13 protein-coding genes are annotated in these 18,425 nt (G+C 64.7%); 11 read left to right on the top strand and 2 right to left on the bottom strand.

Translation table 11 applies throughout. The features are described 5' to 3' along the window. Window positions 1-10: 10 nt before the first annotated feature. Both siaA and C6V82_RS04290 read right to left on the bottom strand, forming a co-directional pair. Window positions 11-2,080 (bottom strand): biofilm regulation protein phosphatase SiaA, encoded by a 2,070-nt coding sequence (gene siaA / locus C6V82_RS04285; RefSeq protein ID WP_102589624.1) that lies wholly within the window; start codon window positions 2,078-2,080, stop codon window positions 11-13. A 273-nt stretch (window positions 2,081-2,353) separates the two neighbouring features. Next, a complete protein-coding gene (locus C6V82_RS04290; protein WP_102589734.1) occupies window positions 2,354-4,294 on the bottom strand; it encodes an exoribonuclease II in 1,941 nt (646 codons plus the stop codon). A gap of 323 nt (window positions 4,295-4,617) precedes the next feature. Here C6V82_RS04290 and C6V82_RS04295 point away from each other — a divergent pair, with 323 nt between their 5' ends. From C6V82_RS04295 to C6V82_RS04345, 11 genes are all read left to right on the top strand, one after another. Next, window positions 4,618-5,352, top strand: a complete 735-nt coding sequence (locus tag C6V82_RS04295; protein WP_102589625.1) for a GntR family transcriptional regulator — start codon at window positions 4,618-4,620, stop codon at window positions 5,350-5,352. Window positions 5,353-5,361: 9 nt separating this feature from the next. Next, the gene (gene nagA / locus C6V82_RS04300) at window positions 5,362-6,504 is read left to right on the top strand and encodes an N-acetylglucosamine-6-phosphate deacetylase (RefSeq protein WP_229843042.1); all 1,143 of its coding nucleotides are present in this window, start codon (window positions 5,362-5,364) and stop codon (window positions 6,502-6,504) included. Next, the gene (locus C6V82_RS04305; RefSeq protein WP_219724538.1) at window positions 6,495-7,514 is read left to right on the top strand and encodes an SIS domain-containing protein; all 1,020 of its coding nucleotides are present in this window, start codon (window positions 6,495-6,497) and stop codon (window positions 7,512-7,514) included. The genes nagA and C6V82_RS04305 overlap by 10 nt, the downstream gene beginning before the upstream one ends. A 75-nt stretch (window positions 7,515-7,589) precedes the next feature. After that, complete coding sequence (ptsP, locus tag C6V82_RS04310; protein WP_102589626.1) at window positions 7,590-10,187, top strand: phosphoenolpyruvate--protein phosphotransferase; 2,598 nt, start codon at window positions 7,590-7,592, stop codon at window positions 10,185-10,187. After that, window positions 10,184-11,899: an N-acetylglucosamine-specific PTS transporter subunit IIBC gene (gene nagE / locus C6V82_RS04315; protein WP_102589627.1), complete on the top strand. Its 1,716-nt coding sequence runs from the start codon at window positions 10,184-10,186 to the stop codon at window positions 11,897-11,899. Before ptsP ends, nagE begins: the two co-directional genes overlap by 4 nt. 170 nt (window positions 11,900-12,069) lie before the next feature. Then, window positions 12,070-12,879, top strand: coding sequence for a Cof-type HAD-IIB family hydrolase (locus C6V82_RS04320; RefSeq protein ID WP_102589628.1), 810 nt, complete (start codon window positions 12,070-12,072; stop codon window positions 12,877-12,879). Beyond that, window positions 12,876-13,601: a response regulator gene (locus C6V82_RS04325; RefSeq protein ID WP_102589629.1), complete on the top strand. Its 726-nt coding sequence runs from the start codon at window positions 12,876-12,878 to the stop codon at window positions 13,599-13,601. Before C6V82_RS04320 ends, C6V82_RS04325 begins: the two co-directional genes overlap by 4 nt. 83 nt (window positions 13,602-13,684) lie before the next feature. Next, a complete protein-coding gene (locus C6V82_RS04330) occupies window positions 13,685-15,091 on the top strand; it encodes an ATP-binding protein (protein WP_102589737.1) in 1,407 nt (468 codons plus the stop codon). Between the two features lie 204 nt (window positions 15,092-15,295). After that, window positions 15,296-16,504, top strand: a complete 1,209-nt coding sequence (locus C6V82_RS04335; protein WP_102589738.1) for an ABC transporter substrate-binding protein — start codon at window positions 15,296-15,298, stop codon at window positions 16,502-16,504. Window positions 16,505-16,572: 68 nt separating this feature from the next. Next, entirely contained in the window at window positions 16,573-17,502 is a 930-nt protein-coding gene (locus C6V82_RS04340) for a carbohydrate ABC transporter permease (protein WP_102589630.1), read from the top strand. Next, a complete protein-coding gene (locus C6V82_RS04345; protein WP_102589631.1) occupies window positions 17,495-18,373 on the top strand; it encodes a carbohydrate ABC transporter permease in 879 nt (292 codons plus the stop codon). The genes C6V82_RS04340 and C6V82_RS04345 overlap by 8 nt, the downstream gene beginning before the upstream one ends. Window positions 18,374-18,425: the final 52 nt, after the last annotated feature.

Raw genomic sequence — 18,425 nt, forward strand, 5'->3', positions numbered from 1 at the left:
CCTGTGCTGTTCACGACGCGGACGAACGGGGATCGCCTTGCGCGTCGAATGGCCGCTCGGCGGCTCGGTGTGGTTCGTGGTCTTGGGGTTCATCAAGGCGAAAACATAGCAAGGTGACATCGTCACGCTGGCCGTGTTCAGCGCGGTAGTGATCGAGTTCTTCCTCAAACGCTGCTACCTGGTCGGCAAGGGGTTTACGTGCATGGCGAACCAGCATGTCCTCGAAGCGTCGGTTGCCAAACCCGAAGCCAAGCTCGCCACCGGCCTGATCGAGGAAACCGTCCGTGCACAGTGTGTAGGTCCAGCCACGGTTGAGCGCGAAACGGCGGTTGGTATAGCGAATGGGACGCTTGTGGCCAAGGGCGCGTTTATCTCCAGGATGGATGTCGATCTGGTTGCCGTCACTTGCATACAACGACATCTTGGCCCCCGCGAAGGTCAACTGCTCGTACTCGGGTTCTATCCACACAAGGCCGACATCCATATTGGTGGCGATGGAGCGGGGCAGGGTGTCCTTGTGCAGGGTAGCGCGATTTTGCCGGTCCATCTCGTCGAGTATAGCGGCCGGGTCGTCGGGGCCGACCTGAAGGATGGCATGGTCGACGATGGCGCGGGCCAGCATGGTCATCAGCGAGCCGGGTACGCCGTGGCCGGCGCAATCGATCACGCCCAGCAGGTAGCCATGCTCGTTGGCCCTGAACAGGTAGAAATCGCCACCGACCATGTCCCGGGGCCGCCACAGCACCGCATGGTGGCCGGGCAGGTGTTGGTGAAGCTGGCGAGAGGGCAGGATGGCGCGCTGGATGATGCTGGCGTATTCAAGGGACGCATCGATCTGGCGTCGCGCCTGGGTCATCTCGTGATTGGCTTCTTCCAGATCCCGGGTGCGCGTGGCGACCTGGCTCTCGAGCTGCTGGGTGTGCTGCTCGACCTGATGCGCCATGTGGGAGAAGGCCTGGGAGAGTTCGCCTATCTCGTCCTGCCGCTCAGTGGGCAGTCGCGTGGTGTAGTGGCCGTCGGCAATCGCCTGGGCGGAAAGCCTGAGGCGGTGAAGCGGCGCCAGGATCAGGCGATGTGTGGCGAACGCGAACCCCGCCATCAGCAAGGCAAGTATCAGCCCCAGGGCAACGATCAAGGGCCAGAACCAGCGGCTGTCGATGATCGGAGCGGCCTGCATGTCCAGCGCCGTGACCAGTAGCCACTGCAGCTCAGGAATGAAGCCCACTGTCATCAGCCGAGGTTCGCCTTCCAGGGTCACATCGAATGCCACGGTAGCCCCTGGGCGGCGCATGGCATCCTGTAACGCCTGACGCACCATAGGGCGGTCGGCTTCGGCTACCAGCGATTGAATGCGCCGATCACTATCGGTATCGAATGGACTACTGCCCGAGCCCAGCGCGATGCGTGTCTGATCCGGATGGGCCTGGAGCGCGCCGCGCGAGTCGACGATCATTGGCGTCATCCCCGGGGCACTGGCACGAATGAAGCGATCGAGAAACTGGCCAAGGTCGATGCCGCCACCCGCCAGTCCCAATACCTCGCCGCCCTCACGGATCTTGACGTTGACCCAGATCATCGCCCGTTCAAGGGTCTGATCGAGATTGACGTTGATATTGTAGGTCGAGGTACTTGCAAGGGTGTCGAAGTACCAGGCATCGTCCGGCTCGTCATCAGCGAGTCGGTAGCGGGGCGTGAGGTCGTTCAGCGGGGCATCGCTGAAGTAGTAATCGTGAGTGGCGGCATCGATCAGGAAGAACGCATTGCTGCCGAACTGCTGGCGAAAGCCCTCGGCCTCCTCGACGAAGCGCCGTTGCCGTTGCGGGTCATCGGGCTCCCGCAGCCACTCACGCGTGACCACCGAGTTGGAAAAACGCCGCGACAAGGCGAGCTCCCTGGAAACCGGGGCGACGATGCGCTGCATCTGCAGCAAGGTGTATTGCTCGGCATAGGCGCTGGCAAAGTGACGCCGCACCTCGTCGATGGCAAGCCAACCGATGATCAGCGCCGGGACCAGGGCGAGCAGGCAAGCCAGCAATAGCGAAAGGGTGGACTTGCCGCGAAGTCCCAGGCGTTCGGCCATACGCTTGCATCCCCTGCGGTTACTCAGATGGCGTCCAATCACCCAGCCGGTTAATCCGGTCTTATGTTGTGGCGTTTTTTAACAATGCCACAGGGCGAAGCGCACTGCGAGGTCGCCTGCCAACGCGCTGTAGGCGCTTTGTGTTTCACCAGCCACCAACGACAACGGCGGCCCGAGGGCCGCCGTTGCGTCATTCTGGTAAGCCGTTACCTGGCTTGGCGTTTCTTGGTCCAGCGGGTCTGTCGATCAACGGCAGTTCAAGAAGGGCCGGCCTCACAGGGTGGGGCGGGCCACCAGCGAGCGTGTTTCCTCGCGGGCCTCGGTCAGGGTTACCTGGATCACATCACCGAGCTTGTAGCGCTCGGTACCATCAAGCTGGATGCGTCCTTCCTTGTCATCAATGGCCACCTTGGAGCGGTCGCTGTGCATCAGCGGGGCAGGCACGAAGGCAGTGGCACCATTGGCGGTCAGGCGCACCCGCATACCGCCGCGGTTGATGGCGATGATCTCGGCCTCGAACGCCTGCTGGGCCTCGGCGGCCGGGGTCAGATAGCGCACATACAGCCAGTCCTTGACGTCACGTTCGGCCATGCGATTCAGGCGGCGGCGTTCGGTGAGCTGCTCGGTGAGTGTCTGGCTGGCTTCCGCCGGCGCCTGCTCACCCTTGAGCACCCGCTTGATCAAGCGGTGGTTGACCATATCGCCATACTTGCGAATCGGCGAGGTCCAGGTGGCGTAGGCGGCAAGACCCAGACCGAAGTGTGGGCCTGGCTTGGCCGACATGCTGGTGAAGCCCTGGAAACGTCTCAGCCGGGCATCCAGCCAGGCATCATCACGCCCTTCGAGTTGGCGCTTGAGCTCCTTGTAGCGACTGAGCTCGGTGAGCTGCTCACGCTCCACCTCGATGGATTGGCCAGCCAGGAATTCCTGGGCCGCCTCTGCCTTTTCCGGTTCGAAGGCGCGGTGAACATTGAAGATACCGTGGCCGACATGTTCGGCGAGCAAGTCGGCGCAGCAGGCGTTGGCTGCAATCATCGACTCTTCGATCATGCGGTTGGCGATGCGTCGGTCTTCGGTGCGAACCTCCAGCACGTTGCCAGCCGGATCGAGATCGAACACGTAGTCGGGCCGATCCTTGAACACCAGGGCATGCTCGGCGCGCCAGGCGCTGCGCGCCTCGGTGAGGTCGCGAAGCGCTTCGAGCTGGCTGCCGATGGCCGGTTCGGGTGACCAGTCACCCTGACCTTCCAGCCAGTCGGAAACCCGCTCGTAGGCGAGTTTGGCCTGGGAGCGGGCGGTGGCGGCGAAGAAACGGTAATCGCCAAGGCTGCCATCGGCATTGACGGTCAGTGTACAGGCCAGTACCGGGCGATCCTGATGCTCCCACAACGAGCACAGGTCGTCGGCCAGCTGCTCGGGCAGCATGGTGACGTTCTGGCCGGGCAGGTACACGGTAAAGGCGCGGGTACGCGCCTCGAGGTCGGCGGCGTGGCCTTCCTCGACATAGGCAGTGGGGTCGGCAATGGCCACGCTGAGATCCCAGCCGCCTTCTGCGCGTGGCTCGATACGCAGCGCATCGTCCATGTCGCGGGTCTTCTCGCCGTCGATGGTAAAGAACGGCTCGGCGGTCAAGTCCTCGCGGGTCAGCCCCTCGTTCAGGAGTGGCCAGTCGTCGCCGGCATCCGGGCACTCCTGCTCCAGGGCGTGTCGCGCCAGGGTCACGCGCCAGGGCACGGCCGGGTCGTCGCTCTTGGCCACCAGCTCATCGATCTGGGCGAAGAAGGCGCGGTCATCGGGCTTGAGCGGATGACGCACCAGGCGCGCCACTACCCAGTCACCGTCGCCGATGCTGTCTTCGTCGAGGCTGCGCTTGATGCGCGCCTTGAGCACGTTCTTGATCAACGGATGATCAGGCACCACGGCAAGCCGCCCCTCGCGCTTTTGCACGCGGGCGATGAAGCGATCGAGGCCAGGCTCGAGCAGCGCATCGGGTTCCACCGAGGTCTTGTCACCATTCTCATGGATCACCGCCTGCACGCGGTCGCCATGCAGTACCTGCTTCATGGCGGGTGGCGGCACGAAATAGGACTGGCCGTCGTCGGTTTCGAGAAAACCGAAACCCTTGTCGGTGGCCTTGATCACGCCTTCGGCCCTGGGCGTGGTCTCACGAATCTGTTGCTTGAGCTGAGCAAGCACCGAGTTGTTCTGCAGCATGGTCACGAACGTGTGGCGGGATAAGGCTGCCACTATACGGATTCCCGTCGCTCCCGCCAAACCCCTTGCCAGGTGGTTCACCGCTTCTCACGGCGTCCCGCGATACCACGCGATCACCATCCAGATGCCACCACGGTCATGGCGCCAATGAACAGCGCAGCCAGGCCCGTCTTGATGCCAATCGAGGTGGCTTGGCATCAACCCAAAGGCTGTGCAATTTCAACCCTATTAGACCAATGTCTCATCAATTGGTATTTAATTGGTACTATTGTGGTTCTATAGTGGTCGGCAAGAAGCCACAGCCACTCCCGACCGGAGATTCCATGGACAGTCGCTACGCACAGCTTCGTCTTGATGCCAAGGGAGGCAATCCTCTCTACCAACAGTTGGCTCGCCAGCTTGAGCAGGCGATCGAAGATGGCGCCTGGCAGGCCGGCGAGGCCTTGCCATCCGAGCGCAACCTGGCCGAGGCCCTGGACATCTCGCGAATCACCGCGCGCAAGGCGCTCGACCGACTGGAGGAGTTGGGGCTGATTCGTCGAATCCGTGGCTCCGGAACGTTCATCACACCGCGGTTTCATCAACCGCTGACGCGGCTTTCGAGCTTCACCGAAATGCTGACCCAGCGCGGATTCACGACCAGTTCGCACTGGCTGCAACGAAGCCTGGCCAATCCGAGTATCGATGAGGCGATGCGCCTGTCCCTGCCACCCGGGGCTCGCGTGGCACGGCTCAAGCGCCTGCGTTTGGCCGATGACGTGGTGATGGCGGTGGAGGAGAGCTGCCTGCTGGCCGAGCTGCTGCCTGAGCCCAGGGCCGTGGAGAGCTCGCTCTACGCGGTGCTCGATGCTGCCGGCACGCCCGTAGCCAGGGCCTTGCAGCAGATCACCGCGATCAATGCCGACGCCGAATTGGCGGGACTGGCCCAGGTGCCCGAGGGGCAGGCGCTGCTCAAGGTGACCCGGGTGGGATACCTGGCCGATGGCACACCGGCTGAGCTCACCGTTACCTGGTGTCGTACCAACTACTACGACTTCACGGTCGAACTGACGCGCTAGGAGGCTCCCGTGATCCCTGAAAGCCTGTTCATCGGCAACACCTGCTTCGGCAATATCCTCACCCCGGACGGATGGTGCCTGGGCGAGATCCACTGGCGGGACGGGCGCATTACAGGCCTGGTCGGCGAGCCGGTGAATCCCGCAACCAACGACCATCCACGCATCCTGCCCGGTTTCATCGACCTGCACGTACATGGCGGCGGAGGCGCCGACGCCATGCAAGGCGCCGAGGCTCTTACAACGCTGGCCCGGACCCATGCTCGTTTCGGCACCACCAGCCTGTTGGCCACCACCATGACCGCACCGGATGCCGAGGTGCGTGATGTGCTGCAGGCGATTGCCACTTACATGGAGGCGCCTCCTGCGGATGCCGCGCGCGTACTGGGTGTTCACCTCGAGGGGCCTTTCATCAATCCGGGCAAGCTTGGCGCCCAACCCGCGCATGCCAGGGCCGGCACCATCGCCGAGCTGGATGCGCTCTGTGCACTGGCCCCCATTCGCCTGGTGACGCTGGCGCCGGAATTGACCGGCCACCATGAACTGATCCGCCATCTGGCACAGCGCGGCATCCGCGTGCAGCTTGGCCACACCCTGGGCAGCTATGAGGAGGGCGTGGCTGCGCTTGGCAACGGCGCCTGTGGCTTCACGCATTTGTTTAATGCCATGAGCGGATTGCACCACCGTGAGCCCGGCATGGTGGGGGCGGCGCTGGCCCATGCCGACTATGCCGAGCTGATTCCCGATCTGCTGCATGTCCATCCGGGTGCCATTCGTGCGGCGCTGCGCTGCATTCCGAACCTCTTCGCGGTGACCGATTCCACCGCTGCCGCCGGCATGCCGGATGGTGAGTACCGCCTGGGTGAGCAGACCGTGTCCAAGTGCCTGGGCGGCGTGAGGCTTGCCGATGGCACGCTGGCCGGGAGCACCCTGACCATGGACCAGGCGCTACGCAACCTGGTGGCCATCGGCATGACCCTGGCCGACGCCTCGGACCGGCTATCCCGTTATCCCGCAGCTTTCCTCGGCCTTACCGAGCAGGGGCAACTGTGCGCGGGGGCGCTGGCCGATCTGGTGGTCCTCGATACCCAACTCAACCTCAAGGCGGTCGTGATCGAGGGCCGCGAGATCCTAGGAGAATCCCCATGTCCCTGATGCTCGAAGAAGCCCGAAACGCCCCTGAGCGGATTCGTGGCCAACTGCACCGCAACGAGTCCTTGGTCGCTGAACTCGCCGAACGGCTGCGCGAATCACCGCCGCAAGGCGCATTGACCGTGGCGCGAGGCAGTTCCGATCATGCCGCGAGTTACTTTGGCTACCTGTGTATGCGCTATCGCGGGATTCCCGTGGCGTCCTTGCCACCCTCGCTGACCACGCTGCTCGATGCCCCCTGGCAACTCTCCGGCCAGTTGGCCTTGGCGGTCTCCCAGTCGGGGCAGAGCCCTGACCTGGTCGCCACCCAGCGTGCACTTGGTGCCGCCGGTGCCAGGACCCTGGCATGGGTCAACACCCCCGAGTCGCCGCTTGGCGAGGCCAGCGACTTCGAAATACCGCTGTATGCCGGTGAAGAGCGCAGCGTGGCCGCCACCAAGAGCTACCTGGCGACGCTTGCGGCCATGGCGCAGCTGATCGCCCACTGGCATCAAGATGCCTATCTGCTCAATGCGCTGGACTCGCTACCTTCGCGCCTTGCCATGGCTTGCGAGCAGGATTGGAGCCCGGCGGTCGAGGCACTGGTCGACGCTGACAAGCTGATGGTGATCGGCCGCGGTGCCGGGCTCGCGGTGGCTCAGGAAGCCGCGCTCAAGTTCAAGGAGACCTGCGCCATCCAGGCGGAACCGTTCAGTGGCGCCGAAGTGCGCCATGGCCCCATGGCGCTGATCGGCCCGGGGTACCCGGTGCTGGTGTTTGCACCGCGTGGCGCCGAGCAGGCCAGCCTGCTGGAACTGGCCGGTTGGCTTAGAAGTGTCGGCGCCCATGTGCTCCTGGCCGCCGACGAATCAGTCACCGCTCGCCAATTGACCCTGGTGGATACCGGTCATGATGCCCTCGAGCCCCTCTCGGTCATCCAGAGCTTCTATCCGATGGTGGCACAACTAGCGAAGGCCCGTGGCAGTGACCCGGATAGCCCCCGACACCTGCGCAAGGTGACCTGCACACTTTAGTCCGTCATTTAGCCCGCTCATGTAGCCCGTTCGTGCCAACAATTCTTGCCAACAATCACAAGACTGGAGACTGACATGTCATCTTCAACCCAGACCTTCAAGGCGCCGTTCGATGGCGTGGTGATGCCGCTCACCCAGGTGCCCGATCCGGTATTCGCTGGGCTCAGCCTGGGCGAGGGCGTCGCCCTGGACCCACTGGGTGAATGCCTGCATGCCCCTTGCGATGGCGAAGTGGTGCAGTGTGCCCGCACCCATCACGCCATCACCCTGCGTACCCCGGACGGTATCGAATTGCTGCTGCACCTGGGCATCGACACCGTCAACCTGGAAGGCGAGGGCATAGAGCCCTTGGTGGCGGTGGGGGATCGAGTCAGTGCCGGCGCGCCGCTGTGCCGTTTCGATGCCGACCGCGTGGCGCGTGGCGCCAGCGCCCTGATCACTCCCTTGATCGTTACCGAGAGTGCCGGCTGGCGGCTGCGTCCCCTGGCGATGGCGGCGGGGACGCTGGTGTCACGTGGTGAGGCACTGATGGTGCTGGAGCGCGACGCCACAGAGACATTGACCAGCAACCCAGTGACCAGCAACGAGCCAACTGGCCCCCAGCATGAGCGCCATCTGGTGCTGGCGCTGGAAGCCGGGCTGCATGCACGGCCGGCGTCTCGCCTGCGGGCCATCGCGCGTGAGCATGGCGTGGCCATGCATCTGCATACCGCGGCTGGCGAGGCCTCCTCAGAAAGCCTCAGCGCGCTGATGAACCTGGGGCTGACGGCTGGCAGTGCGTTCATTCTCGTGGTACGAGGCGAGGGAGCCGAGCAGGCACTGGATGCCGCCGAGTCGCTGCTGACCACACCGGAGGGGGGCGACCATGCCCAGTCTGCCGCCGGCCCTGCGCGCATGGCGTCGGCGGAACAGCTGGCCGAGGGCGATCTCGCCGGCCTGGTGGCAAGCCCGGGCCTGGCCATGGGGCCATTGGTCGCGTATCGCGCCCCCCTGCCCGAGGTGGCCAAAGAGGGTGAAGGCGAGCCCGTCGAGTGGCCAAGGCTCAACTCCGCACTGGTGCGGGTGGCGGAGGCGCTGGCCCGTGACGAGGAAGACGCCTTGCGCCACGACCAGGCCGCCGAGGCGGAGATCTTCTCGGCGCATCGCGCCTGGCTCGAGGACCCCGATCTTGCCGCTGCCGCGCGCCAGCATATTCACCAGGGACGCAGTGCCGGCCAGGCCTGGCGGGAGGCTCTCGATGCCGAGGCTGAGCGGTTGCTGGCCAGCGGTATCACGGTATTGGCCGGTCGTGTCGCCGACCTGCGCGACCTGCAGCGCCGAGTGATGATCGAGCTTGCGCCCGGCAATGCGTCGATGGATGCCCCAGAGTTACCCACTGATGCCATCCTGCTCGCCGAGGACCTGACACCTTCGGAGCTTGTCGCGCTGGTGGCCAGCCGCCCGGCTGGCCTGTGCCTGGTGGGTGGTGGCACCACCTCGCATGTGGCGATCCTGGCCCGGGCACGCGGTATTCCCTGCCTGGTGGCGATGGGCGCGCCACTCGAAGCACTGGCGCGCGAATGTACAAGCGACACGTCGCGACGCGCGGTGCTGGATGGCGATATCGGTCGGCTCGAGGTGGCGCCCGATGAGACGCGTCTCGTTGAGGTCGCCGCCACGCTCGAGGCCAACCGGCAGCGTGCCGAGAGCGAACGGTCGGCCGCCCATTCTCCGGCGAAGACCCGCGATGGTCGCCATATCGAGGTGTGCGCCAACATCGGCAATGGCCAGGAGGCAAGCCATGCGGTTGACGAGGGCGCCGATGGCGTCGGTCTGATGCGCAGCGAATTCCTGTTCCTGGAGCGCCAGGAGGCCCCGGATGAGACCAGCCAGCGCGAACAGTACCAGATGGCGCTGGATGGCATGGGTGGCAAGCCGGTGATCATTCGCACCCTGGATATCGGCGCCGACAAGCAACTGACTTACCTGCGCATGATGCAGGTGCCCAACCCGGCCCTTGGCGTGCGCGGTGTGCGCCTGTGGCAGACCGAACCACAGCTGCTCGACACACAGCTACGCGCGCTACTCGGAGTCACGCCGCTCGAGGCGCTGCGCATCATGCTGCCGATGGTCACCGAGGTCGCCGAGCTGCGCCAGGTACGCCAGCGTATCGAGGCGATCGCCGGTGAGCTTGGCCTGGCGCAACGCCCGCAATTGGGTGTGATGATTGAAGTGCCCGCGGCGGCACTGTGTGCGGCGAGCCTCGCACAGGAGGCGGATTTCTTCTCCATCGGCACCAATGACCTGACCCAGTACACCCTGGCCATGGATCGCGAGGACCCAAGTCTCGCGGCACGCGCCGATGTCTTGCATCCGGCGGTACTGCGCTTGATCCACGCCACTGTCGAGGGCGCTGCGGGGCACTGCCCGGTGGGGGTGTGCGGGACCTCCGCAGGCGACCCCCTGGCCGCTCCCGTGCTGGTGGCGCTTGGGGTGAATGAACTCTCCACGGAACCTGCCCGGATACCGGCGATCAAGGCGGCATTGCGCCGCTTGGATGCCGCGGCATTGGCCCACCACATGCCTGAACTTCTCGCCATGGATGACGCCATGGCGGTTCGCGAACGAGTCGCTGACATCCTGGCTCAAGCGAATTCCTCCCAACAACACAGCCAACAGAGGATTGCCTCATGACTACGTCCTTCGGCTCCCGTCTGATGGCGGGCCTGCAGCAGTTGGGGCGCTCCTTGATGCTGCCCATTGCGGTGCTACCCATCGCCGGCCTGCTGCTGCGCCTCGGCCAGCCCGACCTGCTTGACATCGCCTTCATTGCCAGCGCCGGTGAGGCGATCTTCGCCAACTTGCCATTGATCTTCGCCATCGGCCTGGCGGTAGGGTTCGCCAGTGACAACAACGGCGCCGCCGGGCTCGCCGGGGTGATCGGCTACCTGGTGCTCGATGCAGTGCTCACATCGATCAATCCCGAGATCGATATGGGCGTGCTGGCGGGTATCCTGATCGGTAGCGTGGCCGGGCTGCTCTACAACCGCTACAAGGCCATCCAGATGCCAGAGTACCTGGCGTTCTTTGGCGGGCGGCGTTTCGTGCCAATCGCCACCGGCCTGGCCGCCGTGGCCCTGGGCGTATTGTTTGGATACGCCTGGCCGCCGGTCCAACACGCCATCGACAGTCTTGGCCAATGGTTGATCGATGCCGGTGAACTGGGGTTGTTCGTCTATGGCGTGGTCAATCGCCTGCTGATCGTCACTGGCCTGCACCATGTGCTCAATAGCCTGGTGTGGTTCGTGTTCGGTAGCTTCGAAGCGGCCTCGGGCGTGGTGGCCACCGGTGATCTCAACCGTTTCTTCGCCGGTGACCCGGGCGCCGGGCGCTTCATGGCAGGCTTCTTCCCGGTGATGATGTTCGGCCTGCCGGCCGCGGCGCTTGCCATGTATCACGCCGCGCCTCGGGGCCGTCGTGCTCAGGTCGGTGGCCTGCTGCTGTCGCTTGCCCTGACCGCCTTTCTTACCGGTGTCACCGAGCCGATCGAATTCACCTTCATGTTCCTGGCGCCGGTACTTTACGGCCTGCATGCGCTGTTGACCGGCATCTCCATGGCGCTGCTGCACTGGCTCGACGTCAAGCTCGGGTTCACCTTCTCGGCGGGAGCCTTCGACTTCGTGCTCTCCTATGGGTTGTCGACCAACGGCTGGTTGATGCTGCCGGTGGGAGTGGCGTACTTCGCTCTGTATTACGGTGTGTTTCGCTGGGCGATCGTTAAGTTCGACCTGCCGACGCCAGGTCGTGAGCCAGAGACTGCTGACGCTGCGGCGGCTGACGTGACCTGTGGCGAGCGCGGCCCGGCCTTCGTGGCGGCGCTGGGTGGCGCGGCTAACCTGGTGAGCGTGGGTGCCTGCACCACGCGGCTGCGCCTGGTGCTCGATGAACCCGCGCGCATCGACGAGCCGGCCTTGAAGGCACTTGGCTCGCGCGGCTTGATGCGACTCAACGGTGGCGGCGTGCAAGTCATTCTTGGCCCCATCGCCGACGGCGTGGCCGACGAGATTCGCGTGGCCATGGCCCAGGCAGGGCAGGTGGTAGGCGAGGCCAGCGAACCCCGGTACACGGCAGCGAACCAAACCACGGGGGTGGAACACGGCGAGCCGCTGGAAGATGCCGAGCGTGCCGCGTGGCAGCAGGCGTTGGGCGGGGCGGGCAACCTGCGCGGCGCCATGGCGGTGGCCGTGACTCGCCTGCGCCTCGAGCTGCATGATGCCTCGGGCCTGGATGTCTCGGCGCTCGAGCGCCTCGGGGCCCAGGGAATACACCAGCTCGAGAGCGGTGTGGTGCATGTGCTGCTGGGCCACAAGGCCGAGGCGGTGGCCAGTGGCCTGCGGGTTCGCTGAGCCGTCGGTTGGAAATGCGAGGGGCACCTTGCCACAGGTGCCCCTCGTCGTTTCAGGAAGCCCTGTTCCCGGCGGCGCATCACCGGCACCGTCACGCGACCTCGTCAGCCGAATCCATTACCATTGACCGCATAGACCATGACCACGGCATCACGTTACTGGAGAGCCCCATGACCCCACGCCTGATCGTCTCGGACCTCGATGGCACGCTGCTCGATGCCGATCATGATCTCGCCCCGGACACCGTCGAGACACTACGTGCGCTGTCCGCCCAGGGGCACCATCTGGCCTTCGCCTCGGGTCGCCACTTTCTCGACATGCAGGCCTTTCGCGAGCGAATCGGCGTGCCTGTCCATGTGATCAGCACCAACGGTGCTTACTTGCACGACCCCGAGGGACAACTGGTGACTGCGCGGCACCTCGAGGTCGAACTGGCCCGCGAGCTCATCGCGCGTCCGCGACATCCCGACGTGCGCCTCAACCTCTACCGCGATGACGACTGGTTGATCGATGCCGAGGCGCCGGAACTGCTGGCGCTGCATGGTCACACAGGCTTCGGCTACCGTGTCGCCTGCGCCGAAGAACTCGATGGCATCGGCGTCGGCAAGGTGCTGTACATCGGCGAGCCCAGCGAGGTGAACGCTCTCGAACGGGCGATTAACGCCGAGTACGGCGAGCAGCTGCATTTGACCTACTCGATGACCACCTCCCTGGAGATCATGGCCGGCGGCGTCAACAAGGGTGCTGCCCTGGCGGCCCTGCTCGAGTCGCTCGGGGTCGCGCCCGAGCACTGCCTGGCGTTCGGCGACAACCTCAACGATACCGAGATGCTCAATCTCGCTGGAGAAGCCCATGTGATGGCCAATGCCCACCCGGCGCTTGGCGAGCGAGTTCCCGGTGGGCGACGCATCGGGCACCATGCCGAAGGCGCGGTGGCGGCGTGGTTGAGGGAGCGCTTCGAGGTGGACGTATCGGCATGACGAGCACTCCCGCAACGCTGATCGTGGTCGACGACGACCCGGAGATTCGCGAGCTGTTGGCCGACTACCTGGGTCGCCATGGCTACCGCGCACTGATGGCCGAGGACGCCCAGGCGCTCTATCGGCTATTGGAGAGCGAGTCGCCGGCGCTGTTGATCGTCGACATCATGATGCCCGGCGACGATGGCTTAACCATCTGTCGCGAACTGCGTCGCGCAAGCGAGGTGCCGATCATCATGCTCACCGCCAGCGCCGACGAGACCGACCGCATCCTCGGCCTGGAACTGGGTGCCGATGACTACCTCGGCAAGCCGTTCAATCCGCGTGAGCTGCTGGCGCGCATCAAGGCGGTGCTGCGCCGCACGCGTGTGGCCGCGCAGCCCACGGCCACCGACCAACCGCGTCGCGTGGCCTTCGGCGACTGGCAACTGGATCGCATGACCCGCGAACTGATCGATCGCCATGGTCAGCGCAGCGGGTTGTCCGGTGCCGATTTTCAGTTGTTGCAGGTGTTTCTCGAGCACCCTGAGCAGGTGCTCTCCCGCGAGGACTTGTTCACCAGGACCCGTGGCCGGCCGGCACCGGACCTGGACCGCTCCATCGACGTGCACGTCTGCCGGCTTCGCCAACGACTTGGCGAGGATGCCCAGCATTCGCAGTTGATTCGTACCGTGCGTGGGGTGGGCTACGTGCTCACCGCCCGCGTCGAACGCCTTCCGTGAACCAGCTCGCCCACTGGCGTCGCCTGCGACGACGGCTTGCCAGGTGGCTGCCGCGCACGCTGCGTGGCCGCTTCGTGCTGATCATGATCGTTGGGGTGCTGGGCGCGCAGTTGACCAGCTACGCGATCTGGACCTCCCAGGTACGCGCCAGTCAGCTCGCACAGCTCGATGAGCTCTCTCGCAATGTCGCCTACAGCGTGGCCTCCACCATGGGGTTCTTCCGCTCATTGCCGGTCGAGTACCGCCATATCGTGCTCGATCAACTGCGCAACATGGGGGGCACGCGCTTCTTCGTCAGCGTCAACGAGCGGCGGCTGGCGGTGGAGGACATCGGCTCGGGGCCCGGCAAGGATCTGGTGGTGGGCAACTTCCGCGAGATCCTGACCGATGAGCTCAATATCGACGACGTGGTGGTGGAGTTCTCGCGGCCGGACACCCTTCGCGTGTTCAACAACGAAGTGCGCCTGCTTGACCTGCCGCCGCGCTGGGGTCAGCACAGCCTGTTGATGGAGCCGCTATCCCCGCCGATCCTGGTTGTGCAGCTCGAGCTGTCTCCCGATACCTGGTTGTATGTGGCAACGCTGCTGCCGCTGCCGGAGGTGTTCAGCGACACCCGCTGGCTGTCGGGCGAGCGGCTATTGGTGGCACTGCTGGTGATGCTCACGGTGCTGGCGCTGTCGCTTGCCGGCATCCGCAGCGTGACTCGGCCATTGGCGAGGCTCTCGCGGGCCGCGCGTCAGTTGGGAGACGACCTCGATGTGCCGCCGCTGAAGGAAACCGGCCCGAGGGAGGTTGCAGCCACCGCGGTGGCCTTCAACCGCATGCAACGACGCATCCGTGAGCAGGTCGAGGAGCGCGAGCGATTGTTCTCGGCGATATCCCACGACCTCAAGACCCCCATCACCCGGTTGAGGCTGCGTGCAGAAATGCTTGATGACCCCATTCACCGAGAGCGCTTCTGCGCCTCTCTCGATGAGCTCGACTTGTTGGTCAAGGGGGCGCTGGCATCGGTCAAGGGGCTCGATCTGCACGAGGAAGTGGAGCTCATCGCTCCCCGCGGCATGCTCGAACAACTGGCCGAGGCGTTGCGCCCGCATGGTGGCGATATCCAGATCACTGGAAGCGCCGAGCCGATTGTCGTCAAGCCGCTGGCGTTGAAGCGCTGCCTTGGCAACCTGTTGGAAAATGCCATCTTCTATGGCCAGCGTGCCGAGGTAGTGCTGCAAGATGACCACGATAGCCTGACGGTGGTGATTCGTGACCATGGCCCCGGCATTCCGCAAGACGAACTCGAGCGTGTCTTTGCACCCTTCGTGCGGCTTGAGCCGTCGCGCAGCCGCCATACCGGCGGCAGTGGTCTGGGGCTGGGCATTGCCCGGCATATCGCACACGCCATGGGTGGCGAGATCAGCCTGTCCAACCACCCATCGGGTGGCCTGGTGGTGCGCGTGACGCTGGCGCGCCAAGAAAGTGTTACGACCTTGCAATAAACCGGCAAGACGTTGTCATCTGGCGTCAACACTTTGCAGTACTAGGTAACGCCTGTCGGCTCGTCCACTGCGCTATGGTGAAGCTCCCAATATAATAATCAGGAGCTCGCCATGACGTTTTTCCCTTCGTTCAAGACTTCCGGTCGCCGGTCAGGCAAGGCTCGCCGGACTTCCACCTGCCTGGCCTCCGCCGTGGCGCTGGCCATGGGTGCTGGCAGCGCCAGCGCCGGTGACGTCGAGGTGCTGCACTGGTGGACCTCCGGCGGAGAGGCGCGCGCGGCCAACGTGCTCAAGGAACTGCTGGAGGCCGAAGGCCACGGTTGGGAGGATTTCGCCGTCGCCGGCGGTGGGGGCGAAACCGCCATGACCGTGCTCAAGTCCCGTGCGATGTCCGGCAATCCGCCGTCGGCGGCCCAGATCAAGGGCCCGGAAATCCAGGAGTGGGGCGAACTGGGTCTGCTCGGCGATCTCGATGCGGTGGCCGAGGAGGGCGGTTGGGACGACCTGTTGCCCGAGACCGTCGCCGAGGTGATGCGCCACGATGGTCACTACGTGGCCGTGCCGGCCAACGTGCACCGGGTCAACTGGCTGTGGGCCAATCCCGATGTGCTCGAGGACGCCGGGGTCGAGATGCCCACCACCCTGGATGAGCTGTTCAGCGCCGCCGAGGCGATTCGCGAAGCGGGCTACGTTCCGCTGGCTCACGGTGGCCAGGCCTGGCAGGACGCCACGGTGTTCGAAACCGTGCTGCTGGCAAGCGCCGGCAGCGACTTCTACCAGCGTGCGCTGGTCGACCTGGACACCGAGGCACTGGGCAGCGAGCAGATGATCGAGGCGCTCGAGACCTTCAAGCGCCTGCGCGAGATCATGGACGATGGCATGTCGGGGCGTGACTGGAACATCGCCACCTCGATGGTGATCGAGGGCGAGGCCGGCATGCAGCTGATGGGCGACTGGGCCAAGGGCGAGTTCACCGCCGCGGGCCTGACCGCCGGTGAAGACTACCTGTGCGCCGCCGCCCCGGGCACCGCCGATGCCTTCACTTTCAACATCGACAGCCTGGCGATGTTCCGGGTCACCGACGAGGCCGAACTCGAAGCCCAGCGGACCCTGGCCCGCCTGGTGCTGGAGCCGACCTTCCAGGAGGCCTTCAACCTCGCCAAGGGCTCGATCCCAGCGCGCCCGGACCTCGACATGAGCGAGTTCGACAGCTGTGCCCAGCAGTCGATGAAAGACTTCCAGCGCACCGCGGAAGAGGGCGGCCTGGTGCCCAGCATGGCCCATGGCATGGCGGTTCGTGCCGATATCCAGGGCGCGATGTTCGATGTGGTGACCAACTTCTTCAACGATCGCGACATGGCCGCAAGCGATGCCGCCCAGCGCATGGTGAATGCCGCCCAGGCGGCACTCTGAGTAGGCACTCTGAGTAATATGGCGTCGCCCCACCGAGCGACGCCGCCTTTCTTTCGAGGACACGCACCATGTCACTGACCTCTTCCCGGCCGCGCGTGGCTCGCGCGGCCTCCCGCCCCTCGTCCGCCGGACGGCTGCAGGCCTGGCTGCCGCGCCTGGTGCTGGCGCCTTCGGTGGCGATCTCGTTGTTCTTCGTCTACGGCTTCATGCTGTGGACCTTCATCCTCTCACTGACGAATTCCCGGCTGCTGCCAAGCTACGAGTTCGTAGGCTTCGGCCAGTACGCCCGCTTGATGGCCAATGAACGCTGGTGGGTCGCCTCCACCAACCTGATGATCTTCGGCGGGTTGTTCGTGCTGATCTGCCTGGCGCTGGGGGCTTTCCTGGCCATCCTGCTGGACCAGCGCATTCGCCAGGAAGGCGCGCTACGCACCATCTACCTCTACCCCATGGCACTGTCGTTCATCGTCACCGGGGTGGTGTGGAAATGGCTGCTCAATCCTGGGCTCGGTATCCAGGCAATGGTGCGCTCGTGGGGCTTCGAGTCATTCACTTTCGATTGGCTCGTGAACCCCGACATGGCGGTCTACACCTTGGTCATCGCCGCGGTGTGGCAGGCCTCGGGCTTCGTCATGGCGCTGTTTCTCGCCGGGCTTCGCGGCATCGACGACAGCATCATCAAGGCCGCCCAGCTCGATGGCGCCAGCCTGCCACGCATCTACCTGCGCGTGGTGGTGCCATGCCTGCGGCCGGTGGTGTTCAGCGCGGTGATGATCCTTGCGCATATCGCCATCAAGAGCTTCGACCTGGTAGTGGCTCTCACCGGTGGCGGGCCCGGCTATGCCTCCGACCTACCGGCTACCTTCATGTATGCCCACGCCTTCACTCGCGCACAGATCGGGCTCGGCTCGGCCAGTGCAATGCTGATGCTGGGAGGCGTGCTGGCGATCCTGATTCCCTACCTCTATTCGGAACTGCGGGGGCGCAAGCATGGATAACGTGATTCGTCGACGCACACCCGCTGCCAGGCTGTGGCGGGTGGCCCTGTATGCGGTGCTGGTGGTGGCCGCGCTGTTCTATCTGCTGCCGCTGGTGGTGATGGTGATCACCTCGGTGAAACCGCTCGACGAGATCAGCGCCGGCAGCCTGTTGTCCTTGCCGATGAACCCCACCCTGGCACCGTGGACCAAGGCCTGGGGCGAGGCCTGCACCGGCATGCGCTGCGAAGGGGTCGGGGGGTACTTCATCAACTCCATCGCCATCGTGGTGCCGGCGGTACTGATCTCGACATTGATCGGCGCACTCAACGGCTATGCGCTGACCAAGTGGCGCTTCAAGGGCTCGGAGCTGCTGTTCGCCTTGATGTTGTTCGGCTGCTTCATTCCCTTCCAGGTGGTGCTGCTGCCGATGGCGCAGACGCTCGGCTGGCTGGGAATATCGAGCTCGCGGGCTGGGTTGATCCTGGTGCATGTGGTGTTCGGCATCGCCTTCACCACGCTGTTCTTCCGCAACTTCTACGTGGCCATTCCCACTGAGCTCGTGTCGGCGGCCAAGCTCGATGGTGCGGGGTTCTTCCGCATCTTCTGGCGCATCCTGCTGCCGGTGTCGGCGCCGATCATCGTGGTCTCGGTGATCTGGCAGTTCACCCAGATATGGAACGACTTTCTGTTCGGCGTGGCCTTTTCCGCCCACGATACCCAACCGGTCACGGTGGCCCTCAACAACCTGGTCAACACCTCGACCGGTGTACGCGAATACAACGTCGACATGGCGGCGGCGATGATCGCCGCACTGCCGACCTTGCTGGTCTATGTGCTGGCCGGCAAGTATTTCGTGCGCGGCCTGACCGCAGGGTCGGTGAAGGGGTGAGACCATTTGTTCAGCGCTTCCCAGGATCCATCGCGCCCCGGGGCGGGGCGCG

Source organism: Halomonas urumqiensis, from assembly GCF_003028575.1.
Classification (GTDB): Bacteria; Pseudomonadota; Gammaproteobacteria; order Pseudomonadales; family Halomonadaceae; genus Halomonas; species Halomonas urumqiensis.